This window comes from Chryseobacterium sp. MYb328, assembly GCF_037572595.1.
Lineage (GTDB): Bacteria > Bacteroidota > Bacteroidia > Flavobacteriales > Weeksellaceae > Chryseobacterium > Chryseobacterium pennae.
Genome location: NZ_JBBGZQ010000004.1, coordinates 89,600 through 111,595, shown reverse-complemented (window position 1 = coordinate 111,595; position 21,996 = coordinate 89,600). Strand labels below are relative to the sequence as shown.

The following is a 21,996-nucleotide window of genomic DNA, read 5'->3' as shown; positions in this document are numbered from 1 at the left end:
TATATATGAAAACAAAACTGACTTTTTTAACATTTTTATTATTCGGTTTTCTGAATATGAAAGCACAGTGCGAACCTACCATCACCAGCCCGAGATTAGGGGCTATATTTGCGGATAAGATATTGTTCTGTGAAAGTGAAGATGAAATACTTTCCACTACACAAACATACTCATCTTACCAATGGTACAAACAGGAATGGACCTGGCAGACACCCAATAACAATCCATGGGAAGCTATTCCGGGAGCTACCTCACAACAGTTAACGATCAATGGTGGCGACCAGCTTTATTATTTTAAGGTACAAGTGACACAGGGAGCCTGTACGGCAGAAAGTGCAGCAGTAATGGCAGACGGATATGTGTATGGACTTCCGGCAATGATGTCCACTTTTGTTCCGGGAACTTATGAAATTGTAGATGGTGGAGTCGCTCATGTATGTGAAGGTGCTCCCGTGAAATTTGATGATATATTTCCTGTAGTCTATGGCCCTCATACATGGTTTAAATGTATTCCGACCACTGTTGCTCCTTTTACAGGAGACCCTTGTGTGATTCCAAATGTGACAGGAGATACCTATACCACTTCTGAGCCGGGAGAATATGGATTCTACGCCTGTACAGAATATTGCCCCAATCAGTGCCAGATGCTGGACCCTTTTACCTTCGTAAAACTTGAATACGGAAACTGGGAGTTCTGTGGAAATCTGGGGACAGGAGAAGTAAAAGTCAAAGAAAATAAATTAAGTATATATCCAAACCCTACTGCACAGTTCCTGTATATCGGAAAAGAATCAGAAGAGTATAAGGAAGTTACCATTATAGATATGTCCGGAAAACTGGTGCTTAAGAAAAATGATCACCAGTACAGACAAGCCATTGATGTAAGCCATCTGGCAGCCGGAAGTTATATCATTGTTTCTAAAAATGGCAAAGGAGAAGTCTATAGAAATAAATTTATAAAGAAATAAAGGATTAAATAATCTTTTCGTTAGTTTTTAATAGTGGTTAAATCGGTACATGAATTTGTGCCGATTTTATTTTGCTGATATAGAAACCCTCCCTGAACCTATTTTGCTTATTATCCGAATTCAACTTTATATTACAGATTAATTCTGCCTGACTATTATTGATCTTGAAAATAGCTATATAAAAGGGGTAGAATAAATCTCTTATGTTTCACATGAAACACTGAGAGCATTTTTTTGTTTCAATTAAGCTTATTATTGATTTAGGTTTTGTTGTAAAGTATTTATATTTAATGAGTTATATTAATAAAAGAGGTATGGAGATGGAGATGTTTTCTATGGTGAATCGATTAAATCATATAACAAAATCTATAGAAATCGGAGTATAGACTTAATTATTCATTATATAAAAGCACTGATTTAGACCAGAATTAGAACTAAGTCTATTATTTTATAATCTGATATTTCCATTTTATGATGAAATAATAGAATTAAAGATTTAATTTTCAATGATTTTTGTAGGTTATTTCAAGTAAATATTCATTTTAGTGGTGGTTTTTTTTCAAGCTCTGTTTTTGATAGAGGCAGGAAATGTAGACTTACAAAAGACGGTTCTCTTATTTTGAGAAATTTAAACTAAAACTGGAAAAATTGATTTTTAGTGACAGGGAGAAAAATAAAGTTCAATAAATTTATAATACGTAATGTTTTGGCGTTGTGTGCCTGTACTTTTGGAAATAATTAATCAACCAATTAAATCATAAAGTACAATGGCAATTATTAAAAATTCAATGAATGAGCTACAAAGTCTAAGTGTAGCTGGACTTTGAAAGAATATTTTCAGATGATCTCAAAAAGCATATTGTGTAGACTAAAATTCGGATTCTTTATAACTTTTTACGATATTTATCAAAATTATTTAATGATGAAAATGAAATTTAACAAAATACTCCTGCCTTTAATGATATTCTGTATGATACTGATACAGGCTCAAAAAAACACTGAAAATATCGATGGAGTGTATAAAACAAACGGAGCTGTTTTCGTTATCAATAAAAATAAGACGTTTCTGATCATTGCTTATGCAACGCTGATAAAAGGAACATGGAGCGTTGAAAAAGATCTTCTTTATCTGAAACCTAAAAATCCTGAATCTAAATTCTATGTATATGCCCGTAAAAATACAGATATTAAAACTGGAATGCGTATTAATTTTGCGGGAGATGGTATTGGAAACAGTAATATTGTTGTAGGCGAGTTCCCAAATAAAATGCAGTCTCTTTTTAATGATGAAGCCAACTGTCTTGACTATCCTAATGTTCATGTTTTCAAAGAAAAATGGCCAGTCATTACCCTGTTAGAAGAAAAGAAATATGAAAATGGATTAGAGGTTGATATCCCAAAACTGATCTATAATTTTCCGACTGGTGATTATAATGATTTTATTGTTCAGCATATGCAGGATAGTTTGTATCACCATGATTTCATTTTAAAAATCACAAAAAAAGGATTGTCGGAACTGAATAGCGAGTCAGGTGAGGTGATTAAAAAATCTACTGTAAAAGAAGTGTTTTCCAATGAAAAAGAGCTGGAATTCATGAATCAATCATTCGATATGGCTTTTGATGCGGAATATAAATTGGTGAACAATGCGTATAACACCAATGATGATATGAACGAAAAAATAGATTTGAATAACTATAAATACAACAAAATCAAGAATGTATATGTAAGCCTTGGTGTACCGGAAAAACAGGTGGATTATAAAAGTAAAGACTATCATGATAACAATGTATTGATGAAGTTTGATAAGGTTACAGGAACTACTCAACCGCAGGTTGCTGTTAAAACATTTGGGAAACCGGTCTTTGTGGCGAATTGTGATCACTAAAAACTAATTGATGTTTGAATCTTTACTTTTCTTAAAATCATTTTAAGAATTCTTTTTTCTATAGAAAATTATCAGCATAAGTGTCATATTTTCAAAACAGTATATTAATTATATTTACTTCAAAAACACACCATGCTGATCAAAATTTATGGCAGTGCCATTCATGGCGTTGCTGCCCAGACGATAATCATTGAAGTAAATGTAGATACCGGCGGAGTGGGGTACCATTTGGTAGGCCTTCCTGATAATGCGATCAAAGAAAGCAGTTATAGAATTTCTGCAGCTTTAAAAAATGTAGGCTATAAAATTCCCGGTAAGAAAATTACCATTAATATGGCTCCTGCAGACCTTAGAAAAGAAGGCTCTGCTTATGATCTGAGTATTGCTGTTGGAATTCTAGCGGCATCAGATCAGATTCTGGCCGAAGAGGTTCAGAACTATATCATTATGGGAGAGCTTTCGTTAGACGGAAGTCTGCAGCCTATTAAAGGCGTTTTGCCCATAGCAATTCAAGCCAGAGAGGAAGGATTTAAAGGAATTATTCTTCCCATTCAGAATGCCAGAGAAGCAGCCATAGTCAGTGACCTTGAAGTATATGGAGTAGAAAATATAAAGGAAGTTATCGACTTTTTTAATGAAGGAAAACCTATTGAGAGGGTCATATTGGATACCAAAAAAGAGTTCCATGAAAGAATCAATAATTTTCCGTTTGATTTCTCTGAAGTGAAGGGCCAGGAATCTGCTAAAAGAGCAATGGAAGTAGCGGCTGCCGGCGGGCATAATATCATTTTGATCGGTCCTCCCGGAAGCGGAAAGACAATGCTGGCAAAAAGAGTTCCAAGTATTTTACCTCCATTAACATTGAAAGAGGCACTGGAAACCACAAAAATACATTCTGTCGCAGGAAAAATAGGAACAGAAGCTTCATTAATGACAGTAAGGCCATTTCGTTCACCACATCATACGATTTCAGATGTGGCACTTGTAGGTGGTGGAAGCTATCCCCAGCCGGGAGAAATTTCACTGGCCCACAACGGAGTTTTGTTTCTGGATGAAATGCCGGAGTTTAAGCGGACAGTACTGGAAGTTATGAGACAGCCTTTGGAAGATAGGGAAGTGACAATTTCCCGAGCCAGATTCACTGTCAATTATCCTGCAAGTTTTATGCTGGTTGCTTCGATGAACCCAAGCCCGAGCGGTTTTTTTCCGGATGATCCTAACAATACCTCTTCGGTATATGAAATGCAACGGTATATGAATAAACTTTCCGGGCCGCTTTTAGACAGGATTGATATTCATATTGAGGTTCAGAAAGTAGAATTTGAGCAGCTTTCAGAAAAAAGAAAAGGAGAAAACAGTAAAGACATCAGGGAGCGGGTCTTGATCGCAAGAGAGATTCAGAACGAACGGTATAAAAATCTTAATATCAGCAGTAATGCCCAGATTGGCCCAAAAGAAATTGAAGCATTCTGTGATCTGGACGAAACATCTTTTAATCTTATAAAGCTGGCAATGGAAAAGCTGAACCTTTCAGCAAGAGCCTACGACAGAATTCTGAAAGTTGCCCGTACTATTGCTGATCTTGAGGAATCTGAAAAAATTCTTTCCCATCATATTTCCGAAGCCATTCAGTATAGAAGTTTAGACCGGGAATTCTGGAATGCTTAGGAATCATGTAAATTGAAAAACAATCTTTAAAATTACCTTATTTACCAGTATTTTCAACGTTGCAATCAAAATGTCATTGTTTTTTTGAACTAAAACCATGGTTATAATATTTATTATCACAATAATACTGATCGTTTTGCAGGTTACAAACCGAAATATTTTATAAAATAATACTTGCTGAGCATTATTTATTTTTAAGATAAATTCTTAGTGGTTGTTATTTTTTTTTAATCTATTCTATTGTCAGTCAGGGTGTTTTTTGTATGGGTTAAATCTCTTATGTGGGATTATGTTGTAATTATGTAACAATTTATCCGTTTTATTATGTTAAATTTGATTATTGAATTATTAAAAATATCACATTATGACATTAGAATTGTTAAAAAGAAAAACGAATTTCTATTAAAGCCAAACATGGAAGAATAAAATATTCTTTCCATTCTTTTCTGAGAGTAATAAGTAAAGAGCATCTTTATTTATAGTTCTGTTCACTGAACAGATCACCTGAACTTCTCTACACCTACCATTTACAGGCTTTTTATATAAAATACACATTGAATTCTTCAGTTGTGCTTATACTGTATACTCTGTTCTTCTCTAGGCTTATTGGATAGTGGAAGAAGTTCACTGTCAGATCATTAGCTGTAAAATGAGGCTTAATGGAGAAGTGATAAAAACTAAACTTTTAACCAAATTACATCATTACAATGTCAAACTCAACACCAACTTTAGAAACCCAATCATTGGGAACCTCCGTCTTGTTGTCTCCTGGAGACAAAGAAAAACTTTTAAATGACTTTAATAAAACAGGGTGGGATTACAAACAGGAAGAAACCCTGGTATCCCTTTTCAGAAAGCAGGTGGAGCTTCGCCCTGATCATATTGCTGCAATATTTCAGGAGCAGTCTATTACTTATAAAGAACTGGACGTGGAAAGTAACCGGCTGGCTAATAAATTATTAGCTGAAGGAATTAAAGAAAAGATGTTTGTTCCTATATGGCTTGACCGTTCTATTGAGTGGCTAATAGCGGTTCTTGGAGTTGTAAAAACGGGTGCAGCTTATGTTCCGATAGATCCGGCATATCCCGCAAAAAGGGTAGAATATATAATTTCAGATACCAACTCTGAGATTATAATTACGAATTCTCATCTTGGCTTACAGCTGTCGGAAAATAATAATAGAGAAGTCTTTCATCTTGATGGCGTGGCGGACCTGGAGTCCTTTTCTTCAGAACAGCTGGAAGTTGAAATTCATCAGGACGCTCTTGCATATACAATTTATACCTCTGGGTCTACTGGAAAACCTAAAGGAGTAATGATTACCCATCAGGCCATTCAACATTTGGTAACATGGCACAACCATCACTTTCATGTAGATCATACCTCACATCTCACTATTGTTGCAGGTTTGGCATTTGATATCTCAGTGTGGGAAACATGGTCGGCACTCACTGCTGGGGCTACACTTTTTATGGCAGAGAACGAAGAAAGAGCAGAAGCTTCTGCTTTGGTAGATTATTATTACAGAAATCATATTACCCATGGCTTTGTACCGGCAGTACTGGCTCCTGCTGTGGTGGAACATACCAGAAACTTTCCTGATTTGAAACTGAAATATCTTTTTACAGGTGGAGAGAAACTGAAGCCGGTATTAACTGCAGAGTTAAGTTATGAATTGATTGATTATTATGGACCAACCGAGTGTACAGTATTTGCAACATTCAAAAAAATTAAAGATGTTGGTGGAAAGTATGTATCTTCAATAGGCAGGCCTATAGCAAATGCCAAAGCTTATATTTTAACAGAGAATATGGAACTGTTACCCGTAGGAGCTATCGGTGAGTTATATATAGGAGGAGACCTTTTGGCTAAAGGTTATCTTAATAATGAAGAGCTCACTACTGAAAAGTTTATGACTAATCCATTTAGAAAAGAAGAAAAATTATACCGAACTGGAGATCTGGCCAAGTGGCTTCCCGATGGAGATATTGAATTTTTAGGAAGAATAGATAATCAGATAAAAATCCGTGGATTTCGGGTAGAGCTGGGAGAGATAGAAAGGACTCTGAGCCAGCAGGAGAATGTACAGGAAGCTACTGTGATCACAAAAGAAACAACGGGAAGCAATAAATACCTTATCGCTTTTATTGTTGCAAAACAAAGTTCTGAGAAAGATGTTAACTCTGTCAGAAACTTACTGAAAGAAGAATTACCAGGATATATGATTCCTGCCCAGATTATTTTTATAGATAAAATTCCACTTACAGCCAATGGGAAGACAGATTCCGATGCTTTAAAGGATCTGGCAGATAAGGAGGCAAAAGATCTGGTTTCCTTTGAGCCACCAACTAATGAAACAGAAAGAATAATATCAGATATATGGTCTACAGAGCTGGAACGTCCTGTGATTAATATTACAGATAACTTCTTTGACATCGGAGGAAACTCATTGTTGGTCGCTGTAGTGGCAGTAGCACTGGAAAGAAGACTTGATACAAAAGTATACCTTCGAGATATTTATCAGTATCCCGTATTGCAGCAACTTTCGGAAATTTTAATTGTCAGGTCTAAAGAAGCGAGAGAATCAGTGCCGGTGGAAGATGTAGAGCCTTATATAGAGCTGCAGCAGGATGTTTATCTTGCTCCAGGAACAGTATTTGAAGGCGATTTTAACCCCAAACAACTGGAAAATCCGTCAGTAATATTTTTAACCGGAGTTACGGGATTTGTAGGAATTCATCTTGTACAGGAACTTTTAGATACAACAAGTGCTGATATCTATTGTCTGGTAAGAGCTCAGGATGATTTTCAGGCTAAAGAAAAAATAGCTCGTTGTTATAAAGAATTTGCCATTCCTCAAAAAGAAGAGCAGCAATCAAGAATTATTCCTGTGATTGGTGATCTCTCACAACCATCATTGGGTCTTTCTGAAGAAACATATACAATGCTGGCAGAAAAGACAGACCTGATTTATCATTCAGGAAGTTCCGTAAATTTCATAGAACCATATTCTTATATGAAAGCACCGAATGTAGAAGGGCTGAGAGAAATTATAAAACTCGCAGGGGCGGAAAGAATAAAATGTTTGGCACTGCTATCCACAATATCAGTGTATAGCTGGGGACATCTGTTTACCGGTAAAACCGTGATGCTGGAATCTGATGATATTGCTCAGAACCTGATGTCAGTAAGCAAAGATATCGGATATGTAAGAAGCAAATGGGTGATGGAAGCTATTGCAGATCTGGCCGCTAAAGAAGGGTTACCGCTCATTACCTACAGATTAGGATATGCGATGTGCCATAGTGAAACGGGGGCAAGTGCACCATATCAATGGTGGTCGGGATTAGTGAAAAACTGTGTGGAATTCCAGTCTTATCCGGCATTGACGGAATTGAGAGAAGGTTTGATTACTGTTGATTATATGACCAGATCTATGGCTTATATTACAAAAAATAAAGAAGCTATAGGCAAGAAATTCAATCTAATTGCCAGCCCGGAAACGAATCTTACCTTAGAAGGCTTCTTCGGACTCATGAAAAAGCATTATCCGTTTATACTCAAAGATCTCCCTTACAAAGAATGGCGAAAACAATGGGAAGATGACAGTAAAAACAGGCTGTATCCGCTGACTAGTCTTTTCAGGGATAATATGCATGAAGGTTTATCCACTGTTGAGTTATACCAGAATACCTATGTGTGGGATTGTTCCAATGTGATTCAATTCCTGGAAGGATCAGAGATTAAAGAACCTGTATTTGATAAAAAGCTATTAGATGCTTATTTAAAGTATCTCGGAATCTCAGTTTTGTAAGTTTTAAGCTTTGGAAATAAAATACCAGACAGAAACTGTCTGGTATTTTTAAATTCATACAATGAATTTAATTCACTGTTACTTTAATCACATTTTGTACAGCGGGAACAGGATATTGGGTTCCAACCTTTGAAATTACCATATTTTCACTTTGTGGAGTGCCCCCGAATAAAGCCTGGCGGTTTCCTGCTCCTGGATATTGATCTACACCTGTTCCGGAATCAAATAATGTAGTTTTTGAACTAAGATCTCCCTTTACAGTAGCATCAATGCTTGCCTCATTAGCATAGAACCAGTCATTGGAAAAACCAAACATGGTAGCATAGGCAATTTTATCACCCTGATCTGCTGTGAATTTAGTCATGATCTTATTTCCCGGAGGAACAGGAGCATTCCCGGCAACGTAGATCCCTTTAATACCAGGGAAAGATTTTAAACTGTTTTGCAGTTTGCTTACATTTCCGGTTTGCGCAATTTCTTTTAGTCCCATTCCTTTATCCATTTTTCCCAATTCATAGATGGGGTTTTTATCTCCACGATAAATGACCACCAAAGCAGGAGAAAGGCCTGTCATGATTCCTGTATTTGCGTTAAGCTTTGCTTTCATCTTATCAATATTTCCCATTTGAGCAATATCCGTAATTTCAGGATTAGATAAAGAGTTGGGAGTGAAAAACGGAACAGAGTTCAATAATTGAGTTCCATTGTAATTGGAAACAGCCCAGACTCCAGGAGAAAAAGGCGTTTCATTAACCGTTCCACCTGAAGTATTGTTGATGGTTAAAGTAAATTCGGACGTTGTCTCATTATAGGAAAGGTTAAGTTTCATCAGTTGTGAGGCATTCACATTGGGAACCTGAGTGATAGGTTTATTTTCCGCTTGTCCGGTCACGTTATCTTTCGTTCCGTTATCCCATAGCAATACACTTGAAGAAACATCTCCGGTGATGGCCGTTCCATTGTCGGTAAACAGTTTTATACCTGGTTGTTTCGAAGCAAAAAACCAATCTTTAGAGGCTCCGTACATAGTAGCCAACATAAGAGCCTGCGCTTTTCCCGCGCTGAATGTAATAGATGCAGACTGTCCTGGTAAAATAATTGGAGGTGTACCAGTTCCCTGAAAACTTCCACTTTCCACAAAATCTTTAGGAGTAACAATATTTTCAAAAGTAATGGTCCTTTGAGAGGGGATGTCCATCATGTTATTGTCTGAATCATTACAGGCTGAAAGTGCAAATGCAGTCATAATTGCTGCTACAGATGCTGTAATTTTTAAAAAGGTCTTTTTCATAACAGTGATTTTTTATAGTTACGATCATAGTCGGGCCCTTTTTAAAATCCTGACAGAAAAAGGTTATATTTTTTTGATGATACAGGATCAGATTGTTTTGAGAGACTTTTATATTGGAAATAATACGTCGAGTTTTGTCGCTGTAGATAAGAATCTTTGCACCAGAATAACAAATATTATAATTAAAAGAAAAATAATGGATAATTATATAATAATGGCTAAAGACTTTGTCGCTAATGAGAGTATGGTGGTAGATCTTACATCTGCCGGATTTGAAAATAGAATAGGTTCATTGGTGTTTCAAAATGAAAGTGGGCAATCAGCACGATTTCTATGGCAGTCCCATAGTTTGGAAAAGGCAGGCTATTTTAAAGAAGTCATCAATGATCTTGGAGTGAAGATTGCCCATTATGAAGGCTTCCTGACAGTAACCAATGGAGGAGGGAGACAATATCTGAAAGCAGAATTAAAAGAGTAATATCTTAAGGAAATGAGGTTAAATTCCTCTTTTTCCGTTCAAAATCATCTGAATCATTTTGATCTTTCTGTTTTCTCTTGTCTCTGGCTTTTTAGCATCATCAATCCAGCGGATATATTCTTTTTTGTGAGTATAGCTCATTGTATCGAATAATGCTTTGGCTTCAGGGTTTTCTTTAAAAGCAAGAGCAATGTCATCGGCTATTTCAAGAGTCCGTTCTTCTTTATCTTCAAGGAGAGAGACGGTAACCTCATCCCGAAAAGTTTTCCCCAACTGTTTTCTTACCTCTTGTGTCAGTCCTAAAATATGGCAGTCAGATTTCATTTTAGCGAGACTTCCACGATATTCAACTTTATCGTCAAATATGGCTTTAATTTTTACCTGTCCTTTTTTGTTAAATAACTCTTCTGTTGAAAAGGGAAACTCCACAAAAGCAGCATTCATTTCTCCGTTTTGCTTAATGATGGCTGTGAATAATATAGGTTGAATACTCATGGGTAATATTTTAATATTCAAAAATAAAAAAACCGTGAAAATTACTTTCACGGTTTCAAAAATATATCAGATAAGATTATTTTTTCTTTGTTTTCTTAGGCATTGCTGTAGTACCTGAGTTTTTAGTTTTTGTATCAGCCGGAGTGTTTGCATCTCTTACAAGCTTTAATTCATCAACTAATCTTCTTGCACCTGCAAATTTATCGATTGTCCAAAGAACGAAACGAACGTCTACGTTGATTGTTTTTTGCCATTCTTGTTCAAATACAATATCACCGCTTAATGCTTCGCTGTTTCCGTCAAATGCAATACCGATAAGGTTTCCATCCCCGTCAATTACCGGAGAACCAGAGTTACCTCCTGTAATGTCATTGTTAGAAAGGAAGTTTACAGGCATATATCCTTTTGCATCAGCATACTGTCCGAAATCTTTAAGGTTATAAAGATCGATAACTCTTTGAGGAAGATCGAATTCTTCATCACCTTTCTTGTATTTTCCAACAAGACCAGACATATCTGTATAGTAGTTATCAGTAACACCGAAATAGTTTCTGTCTTCTCTGATAGGAAGTTTATCTACAGTACCGTAAGTTAATCTCATAGTAGAGTTAGCGTCCGGATAGAATTTCTTCTCAGGCATAGCTTTTACTAAGCCAGCTAAGAATAGACGGCTGTTTTTAGCAAAGTTATCATCAATCTTTACATATCTTTCAGCGCTCATTTTCTGATCAGCAACAATACCATTTGCTGCTTTCCAAAGTTGATCAGCATCAAGTTTTAATGCATCAGGGTTTAATAAGAAGTTGGTAGCAGATGTCTTGTTTGCAAAAATAGAAGAATAAGCAAGGTTAGAAACTGTTTTAGCGTCTAATCCCAGGATAGTAGCAGAAGCTACTTCTTTATTTTTTACTCTAGCCTGATAAAGACTGGTCATTGCAGCAAGCATTTCACCTTCTAGAGAAGGGCTGAAATTTTCATAAGCAGCTTTAATAGCAGCTTCAGTTTTAGGCTTCATCGCTAATCTTCCCTGCATATCCTGAGCAGCATAAGCTTTAAGCACAGATCCTACCTGTAAAGCAAGAGAAATATATTTAGCATTTCTTGTGAACTGAGAAGCATAGTTTCTTTCAACATTTCTGTCAGAAGCTTGCTTGTAATAAGCCTCAATATCAAGTAAGATACCATCATAAGCCTCATTTCCTGGCATTGCAGACCATTTTTTGTAAATGTCTTCAATTTTTTGTTTGTCAGTGATTGTACCGTTTTTCTCTACAGCATCAATCGTTCCCTGTCTGTTTTTCCAGTAGTTAGCTACAGAAGCATACTGAGAAGCATAGTTAAGCTGAGTTGCTTTATCCTTATCCATGTACTTCTTCATAACATCCATCGCAGTTTTGGAAGCTTCAACCCAAGCCGGGTAGTCTTTACCTACCATCTGCTGAATTCCGTAAGAAGTCAAATAACGGTTTGTTCTACCTGGATATCCTAAGATCATTGAGAAATCTCCTGGCTTAATTCCTTTAAGAGAAACTGGTAAGAAGTGCTTAGGCTTCATAGGAACGTTGCTTGGAGAATATTCAGCAGGATTTCCTGCAGCATCAGCATACACTCTGAAAACAGTAAAGTCTGCAGTGTGTCTTGGCCACTCCCAGTTATCAGTATCACCACCGAATTTCCCTAATGATGAAGGTGGAGCACCTACTAATCTTACGTCTTTATAATCCTGGTATACGAAATAGTAGAATTCATTTCCGTTAAAGAAATCTTTTACAACTACAGTGTATTTTCCGTTTTCAGAGTTTTCTGTTTGAATGGCTTTAGTTTCAGCATCAATTACAGCTTTTCTCTCTGCTCCGGTCATATTGTTGTTTAGCTTGGATGTGATTCTCTGAGTAGCATCATCCATTCTCACTAAAAATCTTACATAAAGATCCTTTGCATTGAACTCGTCTTTCTGTTTCATTGCCCAGAAACCGTTTTTCAAATAATCTTTTTCCGGAGTAGAAGCAGCAGCTACTGCTCCGTAACCGCAGTGGTGGTTCGTGAATAAAAGTCCTTTATCAGAAACAATCTCCCCAGTACAGAAACCACCGAAACTTACGATAGCATCCTTTAAGCTGGAATTGTTAACTGAATAAATTTCCTCAGGCGTTAGATGTAGACCTTCTTTTTGCATATCAACACCGTTAAGTCTTTTGATGAGCATTAGCAGCCACATCCCCTCATCCGCCCTCATCTGAGCAAAGCCCAGCAAGAAAGTGAATAGTAGAAATAGTCTTTTCATTTTATAAAATAATTTTTGTGTTGCTAATTTACTAATTTTTACGATATTCTGTCCCGGATTGGTATGAAAATGGGATGATAATCCACATGAAAAAAATACTATTCCCCCTTTTTGCAGTATTATTTCTGGGACTTGTTTTAAATTGCTCTGCTGTTCCGGATAAAAATCCTTACCTCCAAAGACAATGGATGCTGGTTTCTTTTGCTGGTTTTTCTAAAGATCAGCTGATTGCCCATAAAGCTGAAATGAATCTGACAGGGAAGCTGGACAACAGTAAAATTCAGGGAAATGCATACATGGGTTGCAACCAGATGTCCTTTACTTTCGAATTTAAAAAAGGTGGGATAGTGAAGATTTCCCAGGGAATAAGTACAATGAAAGCATGCCAGGATATGAACCTGGAAAGCTCATTTCAGAAAAAAATTGAAACCATGACGAAATATTCTGTAGAAGGACATTTCCTTACATTGTCAGACAATCAAGGGAACACAATGAAATTTGTTGCTGCTGATTGGGATTGATACTCTCAGTTTCTTCAATATAAAAGTCCGCCATTGAGCGGACTTCTTTTTGTTTGAAAAATCTAGTTTGGTTATCAGTTTTTGTGGGCTATTAGTTTTAAGAGGGTTACTAGTTTTTAGGAATAGTTTTTTTTATTTCTTCCAAAGTTGCTGTGTTGGGTAGCCCGATAATTGTTTTTGTGTTCCTAGAATTGATGGAGTTGTGAGATGCCTGTCTGTTGGGAATAGTTCTTTTTATTTCTTCGAGTGTTGCTGTATTGGGAAGAGTCTTTCCTGAGTCATGAGAAGCTTTAGGCTTTTGTTCCTGTTTTTTCACCTCCAGTCCATGATCTGAAGTAAGTCCTGTATGAGCCGTTTGCTTTTCTGTATTTTCTTTGGCCTCCTGCATCAGTTTTGACTCCTGTTCCTTAATCTGTTTCAAAGCCTGTGTCTGATCTTCCCCAGAAGAGGTTTGCTTATTTTCCTGAGCGTAAATAATAGTGCTTAAGAATAATAATGGGATGATATATGCTGTTTTCATAATGGTTTATTTTATGTTGACTAATACTTGAATTTTTCCAATCCCTTTTTGGTCATAATCCTGAAGAGCTTTTCCTATAACCTGGCCTATTTTTACCTTTTTAGGATTTGCTTTCATAGCGATACCTTTTTTGGATGAGGTTACCAAAAGATCACCTCTTTTTATTTTTCCGTTTTCAAGACATACTTTGGTAGGGATAACTCCAATAACGCCCATTGGAACTTTATTGGAAATATCAGTATCAATATGTTCTTCTGTTAAAAGTACCCCAGGTTTGGTGGCATATACTCCGGCAACAAGATTGGAATAAGGAGCTGAAGATTTTTCTACCGTTCTGTCAGAGTTCGTGGAAATAACCAATATATCACCAGGTTCATATTCAGAAATAGTTCCTTCTACATCAAATGCTTCTGCCACGTCTGCGCCGCTATTCTGTGTCCCACCATTAAAGTAACCTGTTCCTGCTTTATTGATACGGGCTACATTGACTGAGGCATTTTGATAGGTGGCAATATTACCCGATGGCCCCTGATGGTTGATAAGTAGAGTAGAGCCTGTACCGTTAGTAGTTATATGAACCACTGCTTGGCCATTAGCACTGTTGAAGTTGGCAAATCTACCTGCCTTACCAGTACCAAAGTTGGGGATAAAACCAGAGATCGCATTACCAGGTCCGTCACAAGAAGCCTCAATACCATCTCCATTTCCACCTGCATTGGCAGTGATAGCATTTCCGTTTCCATCTGTTAAAGCTAGTACCGAAGGGCCATTTCCAGCCACATTTGATGCATGAAATAAGCCGGCATAGCCACCGGTTCCTGAAGAAATTCCATATATACCGGCTGTTCCGAAATTCGCAAACTGTGAGTTCACTTCACCTTTTACAGCAGCAGATGTTCCGGTAGTCCTGTCTACTTTGAAATTCCCTGCAATACCATTTCCAACCGTTTTTACTGTTATGACATCACTGGTGTTAGCATCATTGAAAATTTCAAACCTTCCGGCTCTTCCGGTAGAAAAAGTTGGGACCCAAGCATAGAGAGCATTTCCGGCTCCGTCAATATTGGTTTCTACACCGTTTCCGTCTTTACCTGCATTAGCAGTAATGGCATTTCCGTTTCCATCAGTTAAAGCAATAAGTGAAGCTCCGTTTCCTGCGGGATTTGATGCGTAGAATAAACCAGCACGTCCTCCGGTTCCGGATGAAACTCCAAAAACTGCAGCAGCCCCGAAGTTTCCAAAAATAGTGTTTACCTCTCCTCTTACAGCAGCGCCTACACTATTGTTATTATCGAGTACAAAAGAAGCTGCATTACCTTGGGTGTTATCAGGAATATTTCCGTTACCATTACTTTGTACTTCAAAAGTATTACCTGTTGTATTGGTTTGGTTAAAATTTTCAAATCTACCTGCACGTCCGGTACTGTTATTGATACCTACTTGCCCATAGACACCTATACCTGTTCCTGTTGTATTGGTTGCAACAAATCCTCTTACCCCATATCCACCACCATCATTACGGCCTACTACAGCTCCAGCAATATCACTGGTTGTAAGTCCAACAACTGCTTCTCCGTTTCCTGTGTTACTTCCTAGAACCCCTGCGGATGATTGAGCTGTAGTGATCCCATGAATAGCAAAACCTGCTCCTGTAGCACTTTTTACCCCAGCCCCATTTCCACTAGTGGTAACATTAACAGCAGTTCCGTTTCCTACAGTAGAAACACTGAGAGCATTATTATTATTAGCATTATTGAAGATAGATATACTTGCCGGGATTCCATTATTACTAGTGGCTGTAAGACCAGTTCCTGCATTACTGTTGGCGTATACACCTGTTCCATTAGCTGTTGCATTTCCATATACACCCAATCCATTAGGAGTTGTACCGTATACTCCCCATCCGCTTCCGGCATGGCTTCCGTATGCTCCTATACCAAGTCCTCCTGTTCCATTATTAATTCCTCGTACTGCAGATGAGAATCCTCCTGGAGCTGCACTGGTAACAATCCCTCTTACTGCAGCAATATTGGATGTGGTTGTGTTATTATTACCTTCTAAGGAAGTTCCGTCTCCATCATTTGTTAGCGAAAATAGAGTTCCTGCATTATTTACGGTGTTTGTATAAGGGATAGTGAAGCTACCACCACCGCCTCCGGCTGATTTTGCATACATGGCATACGGAACACTCAGTAACTGGCTGGTTCCTGCTATGGTATAGTTTGTTCCACCCGAAGGATCAGTTTCTGTTTTTAAATAATAGCTTCCTGAAGGCCAGTCGATAGTAGCAAATGTTCCTGAGAGAACAGTTCCGGTTCCTATTTCCATAGTGATTAGTCCATTGGCGTTGGTATTACCGGTAAGCCGTTCAGAATAAACCAGAGTACCTGCAGGTGATCCCTGTAATACACTTACTTTAATAGCAATTCCCTGATTGCTCAATAGCTGTCCTGATCCGTTTCTTACGACAGCCTGATAACTCATTTTTTCAGGAACCTGTGACAGTCCCATAAAGAGACCGGACAGAATCCAGAACAGTAATAATATTTTTTTCATGGTGATTATTTTTTGATTATTTTAAAAGTTTTTAGATTTTCTCCATGCAGATTAATTCTGATGATATACATGGCAGAAGGGATATCGGAGAAATTGAGCTCAGATTTTGACTGTAAGATCACATTTTTTCGGATTAATTTTCCTTGTGCATCGAATAGCTGGTATTCTGCATCTTTAAAATTATGGGTCGTAAAGTCCAGATACAGATAATCTTTAAAAGGATTTGGGTAAAGTAAAATACCTTCCAGGTTTGTTGATAATGCTTCATGAGTGGCAAGTGCTACAATCTCATAAGGCTGTTGAACACCTTCCGTAATTTGATCTCCAGCTCCTTTATAGAGGTAGGCTGCCAGACCAATACTGTAGGAAACAGAACCGTTGCCTCCTGAAATATCCGTTCCGGTAGGAAGAATGGCTGACTGGGCTTTCAGGTATGAGAGGGAGATGGCAAGCAGTAAGAGGCAATAAATAGATTTTTTTTTCATGGATAACAGTTTTTAAGGTTATGAATTCAAGTTGTTCCATAAGAAATTTGGGAAGACTAAATTACTACCTATCATGACCTGATCACCGAAAAATAGACTAACGGCAGAAATAATCGACCAATGGCGTTTTGTGAATTATGGTTGATGTTTAACAGCTTTCTAAGGTTCAAAGAAAGACAGATTATTTTTATAAGCTCTACCGATGGGAAGTTTGATGCGATGGATGAGTTCTATTTCATGACAGCTCTTTCCACGGATGAGGTGTTTGGGTACAGCATAGCTCCTGTGTATTCTGACAAAAGAATCAAAAAAACTTTTATGTAAAAGGTTACCTAAAGAATCAAGAATACAGTGTTTTTTTTCAAGAGTGATGATTCGGGTGTAATCTTTGAGCGCCTCCAGATAAAGAATATCTGCTTTTCTGATCTGAAAAATGTTTCCGCTTTCCTTGATTTTAATAAAATCGTGCCCCAGCATAACATCATAGCATTCACATTTATTCTTTACCTTGAAAAACTCGAAAAGTCTCTGCATAGAATAATGGAAACGTTCTGAAGTGAGAGGTTTGGTGATAAAGTCCAGGGTATTAAGCTCAAAAGCACAGGCAGCAAGTTCCGGATGGGAGCTCACAAAGATACAGGCAGGAATTCTATGGGCTAATTTGCGGAATTCCAGGCCGCTCATCCCTTTTAAATTGGTTTCAGTGATCAGAAGATCAATAGGAAGTTCGAGGTAAGGAATTGCTTTTTCAGCCGAATCAAATGATGCGACAATCTCTATATTCTCGTACTGTTTAATATAATGCTGAAGAACCAGCCTGTCCAGTTCATCATCATCAATAATCATACATCTAATATGGGTAATCATGATCTTCTGGAAATTAATTTTTAAGTTAAAAGTTTAAAAATCAGAAAATTATTATATAAAGTTATTGATTTTTTATAAAAGAATAAAGGGTTGGTCTTAAATTTATATTAAAAAATGTTATTAACTAAAAATTGATTTTGTTTTTTTTCTGAAAAATATTATCTTGTAAAAATCATAAACATAGACAGAACTTTAATGTTAGAAAAGAAAGAACATAATTATGAGAAAGCAGTCCTGGTGGGCATTATTACCCAAAATCAGGATGAAGAAAAACTGGTGGAATATATGGATGAACTGGAGTTTTTGGCTTTCACAGCGGGGGCAACCGTACAAAAACGTTTTACCCAAAAATTAACACAGCCTGACTCCAAAACCTTTATTGGAAGCGGAAAAGCACTCGAAATAAAAGAATATGTAAAGGAAAATGAAATAGGAACAGTAATTTTTGACGATGAACTTTCTCCTTCACAGCTTAAAAATCTGGAAAGAGAAATGGAGGTAAAAATCTTAGACCGTACCAATCTTATTCTCGATATTTTTGCACAAAGAGCACAGACTTCTTATGCAAGGACCCAGGTTGAATTAGCCCAATATCAATATCTTTTGCCTCGATTGACCAGAATGTGGACTCACCTGGAGCGTCAGAAGGGAGGTATCGGGATGAGAGGACCCGGGGAAACGGAAATTGAAACTGACCGTCGTATTATCCGTGACAGAATTACTTTATTGAAGGATAAACTGAAAATCATTGATAAGCAAATGGCTACTCAGCGTAACAATCGTGGAAAAGTAGTGCGTGCAGCTTTGGTAGGATACACAAACGTTGGAAAATCTACCTTGATGAATTCTATCTCAAAATCTGAGGTCTTTGCTGAAAATAAATTGTTTGCAACACTGGATACCACGGTGCGGAAAGTTGTAATCGGAAATCTTCCGTTTTTACTTACAGATACTGTAGGTTTTATCAGAAAATTGCCTACTCAGCTGGTAGAATCGTTTAAATCTACTCTGGATGAGGTTCGTGAAGCAGATCTTTTGATTCATGTGGTTGATATTTCTCACGAAAGTTTTGAAGATCACATCGACTCTGTTAATCAGATATTAATGGATATCAATGCCCATCAGAAACCGATGATTATGGTATTCAATAAAATTGATGGCTTTAGCTATGAGAAAAAAGATGATGATGATTTGACCCCTGGTTCAAAAAAGAATGTTTCCCTTGAAGAATGGAAAAAAACTTGGATGGCCAAATCAAAGCACCCAACGGTTTTCATTTCTGCTTTAACGAAGGAAAACTTCCCGGAAATGAAAAAAATGATCTATGATGAGGTAATGAAGATTCATATTTCCAGATTCCCATATAATGATTTCCTTTTCGAGTACTTTGATGACGAAGAGGAAGAAAACAACAATTAATGAAATATCATTTTTTCCTATTATTCATTCTGTTTTCGGTTTTTGGGTTCGGCCAGAAATCAAAAGTAGATTTTAAAGCCATTGAAAAAAGTCTTAAAAGTTCTGATTCTCCGTACAATTACGAGAAACTTATTTTTAAATACAAAGGATATCCGAAGTCTCTGGATAGTATAGAAGCGCAGTATCTTTACTATGGAAGGAGCTTTAGAGATAGTAAAATAAGTACTTCAGATGAAGGATTTAAAAGTCTGGCGGAAGCTTTTAAGCAAAACAATTTTGAGGAATGTATCAAGCAGGGAAAGGTTCTGTATGATAAAGATCCTACCAATCTGGACATTCTGCTAATTCTGCTCAGAGCGTATGATTCTATAAAAGATGGAAACAATTTTATGCACCATCTAAGCCAGTTTCGTGCATTGGCAGAGGGAATCAAGAGTTCAGGGGACGGAAAGTCTGAGAAAACTGCTTACCTCGTAAATTCGGTGGGAGATGAGTACATTTTGCTGAATATTCTGAATATAGGAAATGATTATACAAGAGGATCCAAGCCTTCGAAGGACGGAATGTTTGATATCTGGGAAAAAGGTGGTCAGAAAATATACATCAAGGTCCTTTACTTAGACTTATAAATTAATTTTAAAAAGAACATTTAGTGGAATTATATTATTCATTTTCAGCATTAATCGTATTAGCATCCATATTCGCCTATCTTAATTACAGATTTTTAAAACTTCCAAGTACCATCGGGATCATGGTGATTGCCATTGTGGTTTCCATTTTCCTGGTATTATTCGGAGAAGCGATACTTCCAAGAACTTTCGGGCACCTTAACAATTTGATGGAAAGCATTGACTTTACAGAAATTCTGATGGGGGCCATGCTTAATTTCCTTCTTTTTGCAGGGGGAATTCACATTAATATAAATGATCTTAAAGAACAATTCAGGCCCGTACTGATATTTTCTACTGTGGGAGTCGTAATTTCCACATTTGTAGTAGGTTTTGGGATGTTCTATTTACTTCCGTATGTAGGTGTTCAGCTTCCGTTTATTTATTGTCTTGTTTTTGGAGCCCTGATTTCACCTACCGATCCTGTGGCCGTTCTGAGTGTCCTGAAGCAGGCTAAAGTTTCCAAATCACTGGAAACAAAGGTTGCGGGGGAATCTCTTTTCAATGATGGTATGGCCGTTGTGGTCTTTACAGTAGTATTACAGCTTGCCGTTGGAAAAGAAGTAGATCTTGGAGTGGAAAGTATTGGACTCCTATTGCTTCATGAAGCAGGTGGAGGTCTTTTATTGGGAGTTCTGTTAGGTTGGATTACTTCAAGACTGATGCGTGAAGTAGATGATTATATTATTTCCGTACTGGTAACACTTTCTGTGGTGATGGGAGGTTATCTTATTGCAAGACAGATGCATATTTCAGGACCATTAACGATGGTAGCCGCAGGGTTATTTATGGGGAACTTTAATATGAATTTTAAAATGAAATCCGTTACTCAGGATTACTTAATTAAATTCTGGGAGCTTATTGACGAAATTCTGAATGCCGTATTATTCCTTTTTATCGGATTTGAGCTTTTAATGATTAAAGATCTGAAGCATTTTATGATTCCAGGTTTACTGGCAATTTTTGTAGTGTTGTTTGCTAGATTTATTTCCATTTGGGGCCCCACCAAGTTTACTTCTCTGAGAAGAAGTTTTAGCCCACAAACAGTGAAAGTATTGGTTTGGGGAGGAATTCGTGGTGGTGTTTCCATTGCATTGGCGATGTCTATTCCTAAAAGTGAGTATAGTGAAACCATCTTAAGTATTACGTACTGTGTAGTGGTATTCTCTATCATTGTTCAGGGGCTTACCATCGCGAAAGTGGCTAATCCTAATCAGATTGTAAAAGAAGAAGAGGAGCAGGAAAATAGTGCTTTAGAGGATAAAGTTTAGTTTTTTAAAAATTAGATAGTAATGAGTACTGGTGTCGTTAAAGAAATACAGGAAGCTCTGGCAGTTTTATCCATTCCTGAAAAAGCTGAATTCTTTCCAAGGTTTTTCAAAACGGGAAAAGGAGAATATGGTGAGGGAGATCTTTTTCTGGGTGTGAAGGTTCCGGATCAGAGGACTGTAGCTAAGGAGTACTATTCAAAAATCAGTTTAAAAGAACTCAGTGAAATACTTTCTTCAGGATATCATGAACATCGGCTGACAGCTCTTTTTATGCTGATCTCAAAGTTTGAAAAAACAAAAGATAAAGCGGTAAAAGATGAAATCATAGTATTTTATCTTAATCATCTGCCCTATGTTAATAATTGGGATCTGGTAGACTCCAGTTGTTATAAAATTCTGGGCAGATATGCTTATGAAAACAAGAAGGAAAACCTGTTGAGGGATCTTTCGGAAGCAGAGGAGATGTGGCATAAAAGAATTGCTGTTGTAGGAACCATGCATTACATCAAAAAAGGCTCTTATGATCTTACAAAAGAATTTGTAACCAGAAACCTGAAACATTCCCATGACCTGATGCATAAAGCCAATGGCTGGCTGCTGCGTGAAATGGGAAATAAGAACGAACAGGAGCTGCTTGGCTATCTGAATCAGTATTATAAAGAAATGCCGAGAACCTGTCTTCGTTATGCCATTGAAAAGCTGGACGAAGATCTCCGTCAGGATTATCTGAAAGGGCGTATTTAAAAAATAAACCCAGAAGTAGCGGAAAACAGCTATATTATATACAAAAAGCCAAAGGTTG

The 21,996-nt window shown here is 37.2% G+C and carries 17 protein-coding genes; 10 read left to right on the top strand and 7 right to left on the bottom strand.

Annotation, left to right across the window (positions count from 1 at the left end):
* Window positions 1–5 precede the first annotated feature (5 nt).
* The 4 genes from WH267_RS06125 (at window position 6) to WH267_RS06110 (ending at window position 8,339) form a co-directional block, all read left to right on the top strand.
* The gene (locus WH267_RS06125) at window positions 6–968 is read left to right on the top strand and encodes a T9SS type A sorting domain-containing protein (RefSeq protein ID WP_340006554.1); all 963 of its coding nucleotides are present in this window, start codon (window positions 6–8) and stop codon (window positions 966–968) included.
* 970 nt (window positions 969–1,938) lie between these two features.
* Entirely contained in the window at window positions 1,939–2,856 is a 918-nt protein-coding gene (locus WH267_RS06120) for a hypothetical protein (RefSeq protein ID WP_340006553.1), read from the top strand.
* Window positions 2,857–2,988: 132 nt separating this feature from the next.
* Window positions 2,989–4,524, top strand: coding sequence for a YifB family Mg chelatase-like AAA ATPase (locus WH267_RS06115; RefSeq protein WP_340006551.1), 1,536 nt, complete (start codon window positions 2,989–2,991; stop codon window positions 4,522–4,524).
* 707 nt (window positions 4,525–5,231) lie between these two features.
* Window positions 5,232–8,339, top strand: a complete 3,108-nt coding sequence (locus WH267_RS06110) for a non-ribosomal peptide synthetase family protein (protein ID WP_340006549.1) — start codon at window positions 5,232–5,234, stop codon at window positions 8,337–8,339.
* Window positions 8,340–8,406: 67 nt separating this feature from the next.
* Here the strand turns inward: WH267_RS06110 and WH267_RS06105 are convergent, their stop codons facing one another.
* Window positions 8,407–9,630 carry a spondin domain-containing protein gene (locus WH267_RS06105; RefSeq protein ID WP_340006547.1) on the bottom strand — a complete coding sequence of 408 codons (1,224 nt, stop codon included), beginning with the start codon at window positions 9,628–9,630 and terminating at the stop codon, window positions 8,407–8,409.
* 196 nt (window positions 9,631–9,826) lie between these two features.
* Between WH267_RS06105 and WH267_RS06100 the strand changes: the two genes are divergently transcribed.
* The gene (locus WH267_RS06100) at window positions 9,827–10,108 is read left to right on the top strand and encodes a hypothetical protein (protein ID WP_340006545.1); all 282 of its coding nucleotides are present in this window, start codon (window positions 9,827–9,829) and stop codon (window positions 10,106–10,108) included.
* Between the two features lie 18 nt (window positions 10,109–10,126).
* On the opposite strand, the gene WH267_RS06095 is transcribed toward WH267_RS06100, so the two are convergent.
* Together WH267_RS06095 and WH267_RS06090 are read right to left on the bottom strand one after the other, a co-directional pair.
* The gene (locus WH267_RS06095) at window positions 10,127–10,603 is read right to left on the bottom strand and encodes a YdeI/OmpD-associated family protein (RefSeq protein ID WP_340006543.1); all 477 of its coding nucleotides are present in this window, start codon (window positions 10,601–10,603) and stop codon (window positions 10,127–10,129) included.
* Between the two features lie 76 nt (window positions 10,604–10,679).
* On the bottom strand, window positions 10,680–12,887 hold the full coding sequence (locus WH267_RS06090) for a S46 family peptidase (RefSeq protein ID WP_340006542.1): 2,208 nt from the start codon (window positions 12,885–12,887) through the stop codon (window positions 10,680–10,682).
* Between the two features lie 86 nt (window positions 12,888–12,973).
* Here WH267_RS06090 and WH267_RS06085 point away from each other — a divergent pair, with 86 nt between their 5' ends.
* Window positions 12,974–13,408, top strand: a complete 435-nt coding sequence (locus WH267_RS06085) for an META domain-containing protein (RefSeq protein ID WP_340006539.1) — start codon at window positions 12,974–12,976, stop codon at window positions 13,406–13,408.
* Between the two features lie 109 nt (window positions 13,409–13,517).
* On the opposite strand, the gene WH267_RS06080 is transcribed toward WH267_RS06085, so the two are convergent.
* From WH267_RS06080 to WH267_RS06065, 4 genes are all read right to left on the bottom strand, one after another.
* Window positions 13,518–13,928 carry a hypothetical protein gene (locus WH267_RS06080; protein WP_340006537.1) on the bottom strand — a complete coding sequence of 137 codons (411 nt, stop codon included), beginning with the start codon at window positions 13,926–13,928 and terminating at the stop codon, window positions 13,518–13,520.
* Window positions 13,929–13,934: 6 nt separating this feature from the next.
* A complete protein-coding gene (locus tag WH267_RS06075) occupies window positions 13,935–16,484 on the bottom strand; it encodes a beta strand repeat-containing protein (protein WP_340006534.1) in 2,550 nt (849 codons plus the stop codon).
* A gap of 5 nt (window positions 16,485–16,489) precedes the next feature.
* Window positions 16,490–16,969: a T9SS type A sorting domain-containing protein gene (locus tag WH267_RS06070; RefSeq protein WP_340006532.1), complete on the bottom strand. Its 480-nt coding sequence runs from the start codon at window positions 16,967–16,969 to the stop codon at window positions 16,490–16,492.
* A gap of 159 nt (window positions 16,970–17,128) precedes the next feature.
* Entirely contained in the window at window positions 17,129–17,836 is a 708-nt protein-coding gene (locus WH267_RS06065; RefSeq protein WP_340006530.1) for a LytR/AlgR family response regulator transcription factor, read from the bottom strand.
* A gap of 195 nt (window positions 17,837–18,031) precedes the next feature.
* On the opposite strand from WH267_RS06065, the gene hflX reads away from it, so the two are divergent.
* The 4 genes from hflX to WH267_RS06045 are packed head-to-tail and all read left to right on the top strand — an operon-like array spanning window position 18,032 to window position 21,938.
* Window positions 18,032–19,255, top strand: a complete 1,224-nt coding sequence (gene hflX / locus WH267_RS06060) for a GTPase HflX (RefSeq protein ID WP_340006528.1) — start codon at window positions 18,032–18,034, stop codon at window positions 19,253–19,255.
* On the top strand, window positions 19,255–19,884 hold the full coding sequence (locus tag WH267_RS06055; protein WP_123320353.1) for a DUF4919 domain-containing protein: 630 nt from the start codon (window positions 19,255–19,257) through the stop codon (window positions 19,882–19,884). The genes hflX and WH267_RS06055 overlap by 1 nt, the downstream gene beginning before the upstream one ends.
* Window positions 19,885–19,907: 23 nt before the next feature.
* Window positions 19,908–21,194, top strand: coding sequence for a cation:proton antiporter (locus WH267_RS06050; RefSeq protein WP_115968380.1), 1,287 nt, complete (start codon window positions 19,908–19,910; stop codon window positions 21,192–21,194).
* 21 nt (window positions 21,195–21,215) lie between these two features.
* A complete protein-coding gene (locus WH267_RS06045; RefSeq protein WP_115968379.1) occupies window positions 21,216–21,938 on the top strand; it encodes a DNA alkylation repair protein in 723 nt (240 codons plus the stop codon).
* Window positions 21,939–21,996 lie beyond the last annotated feature (58 nt).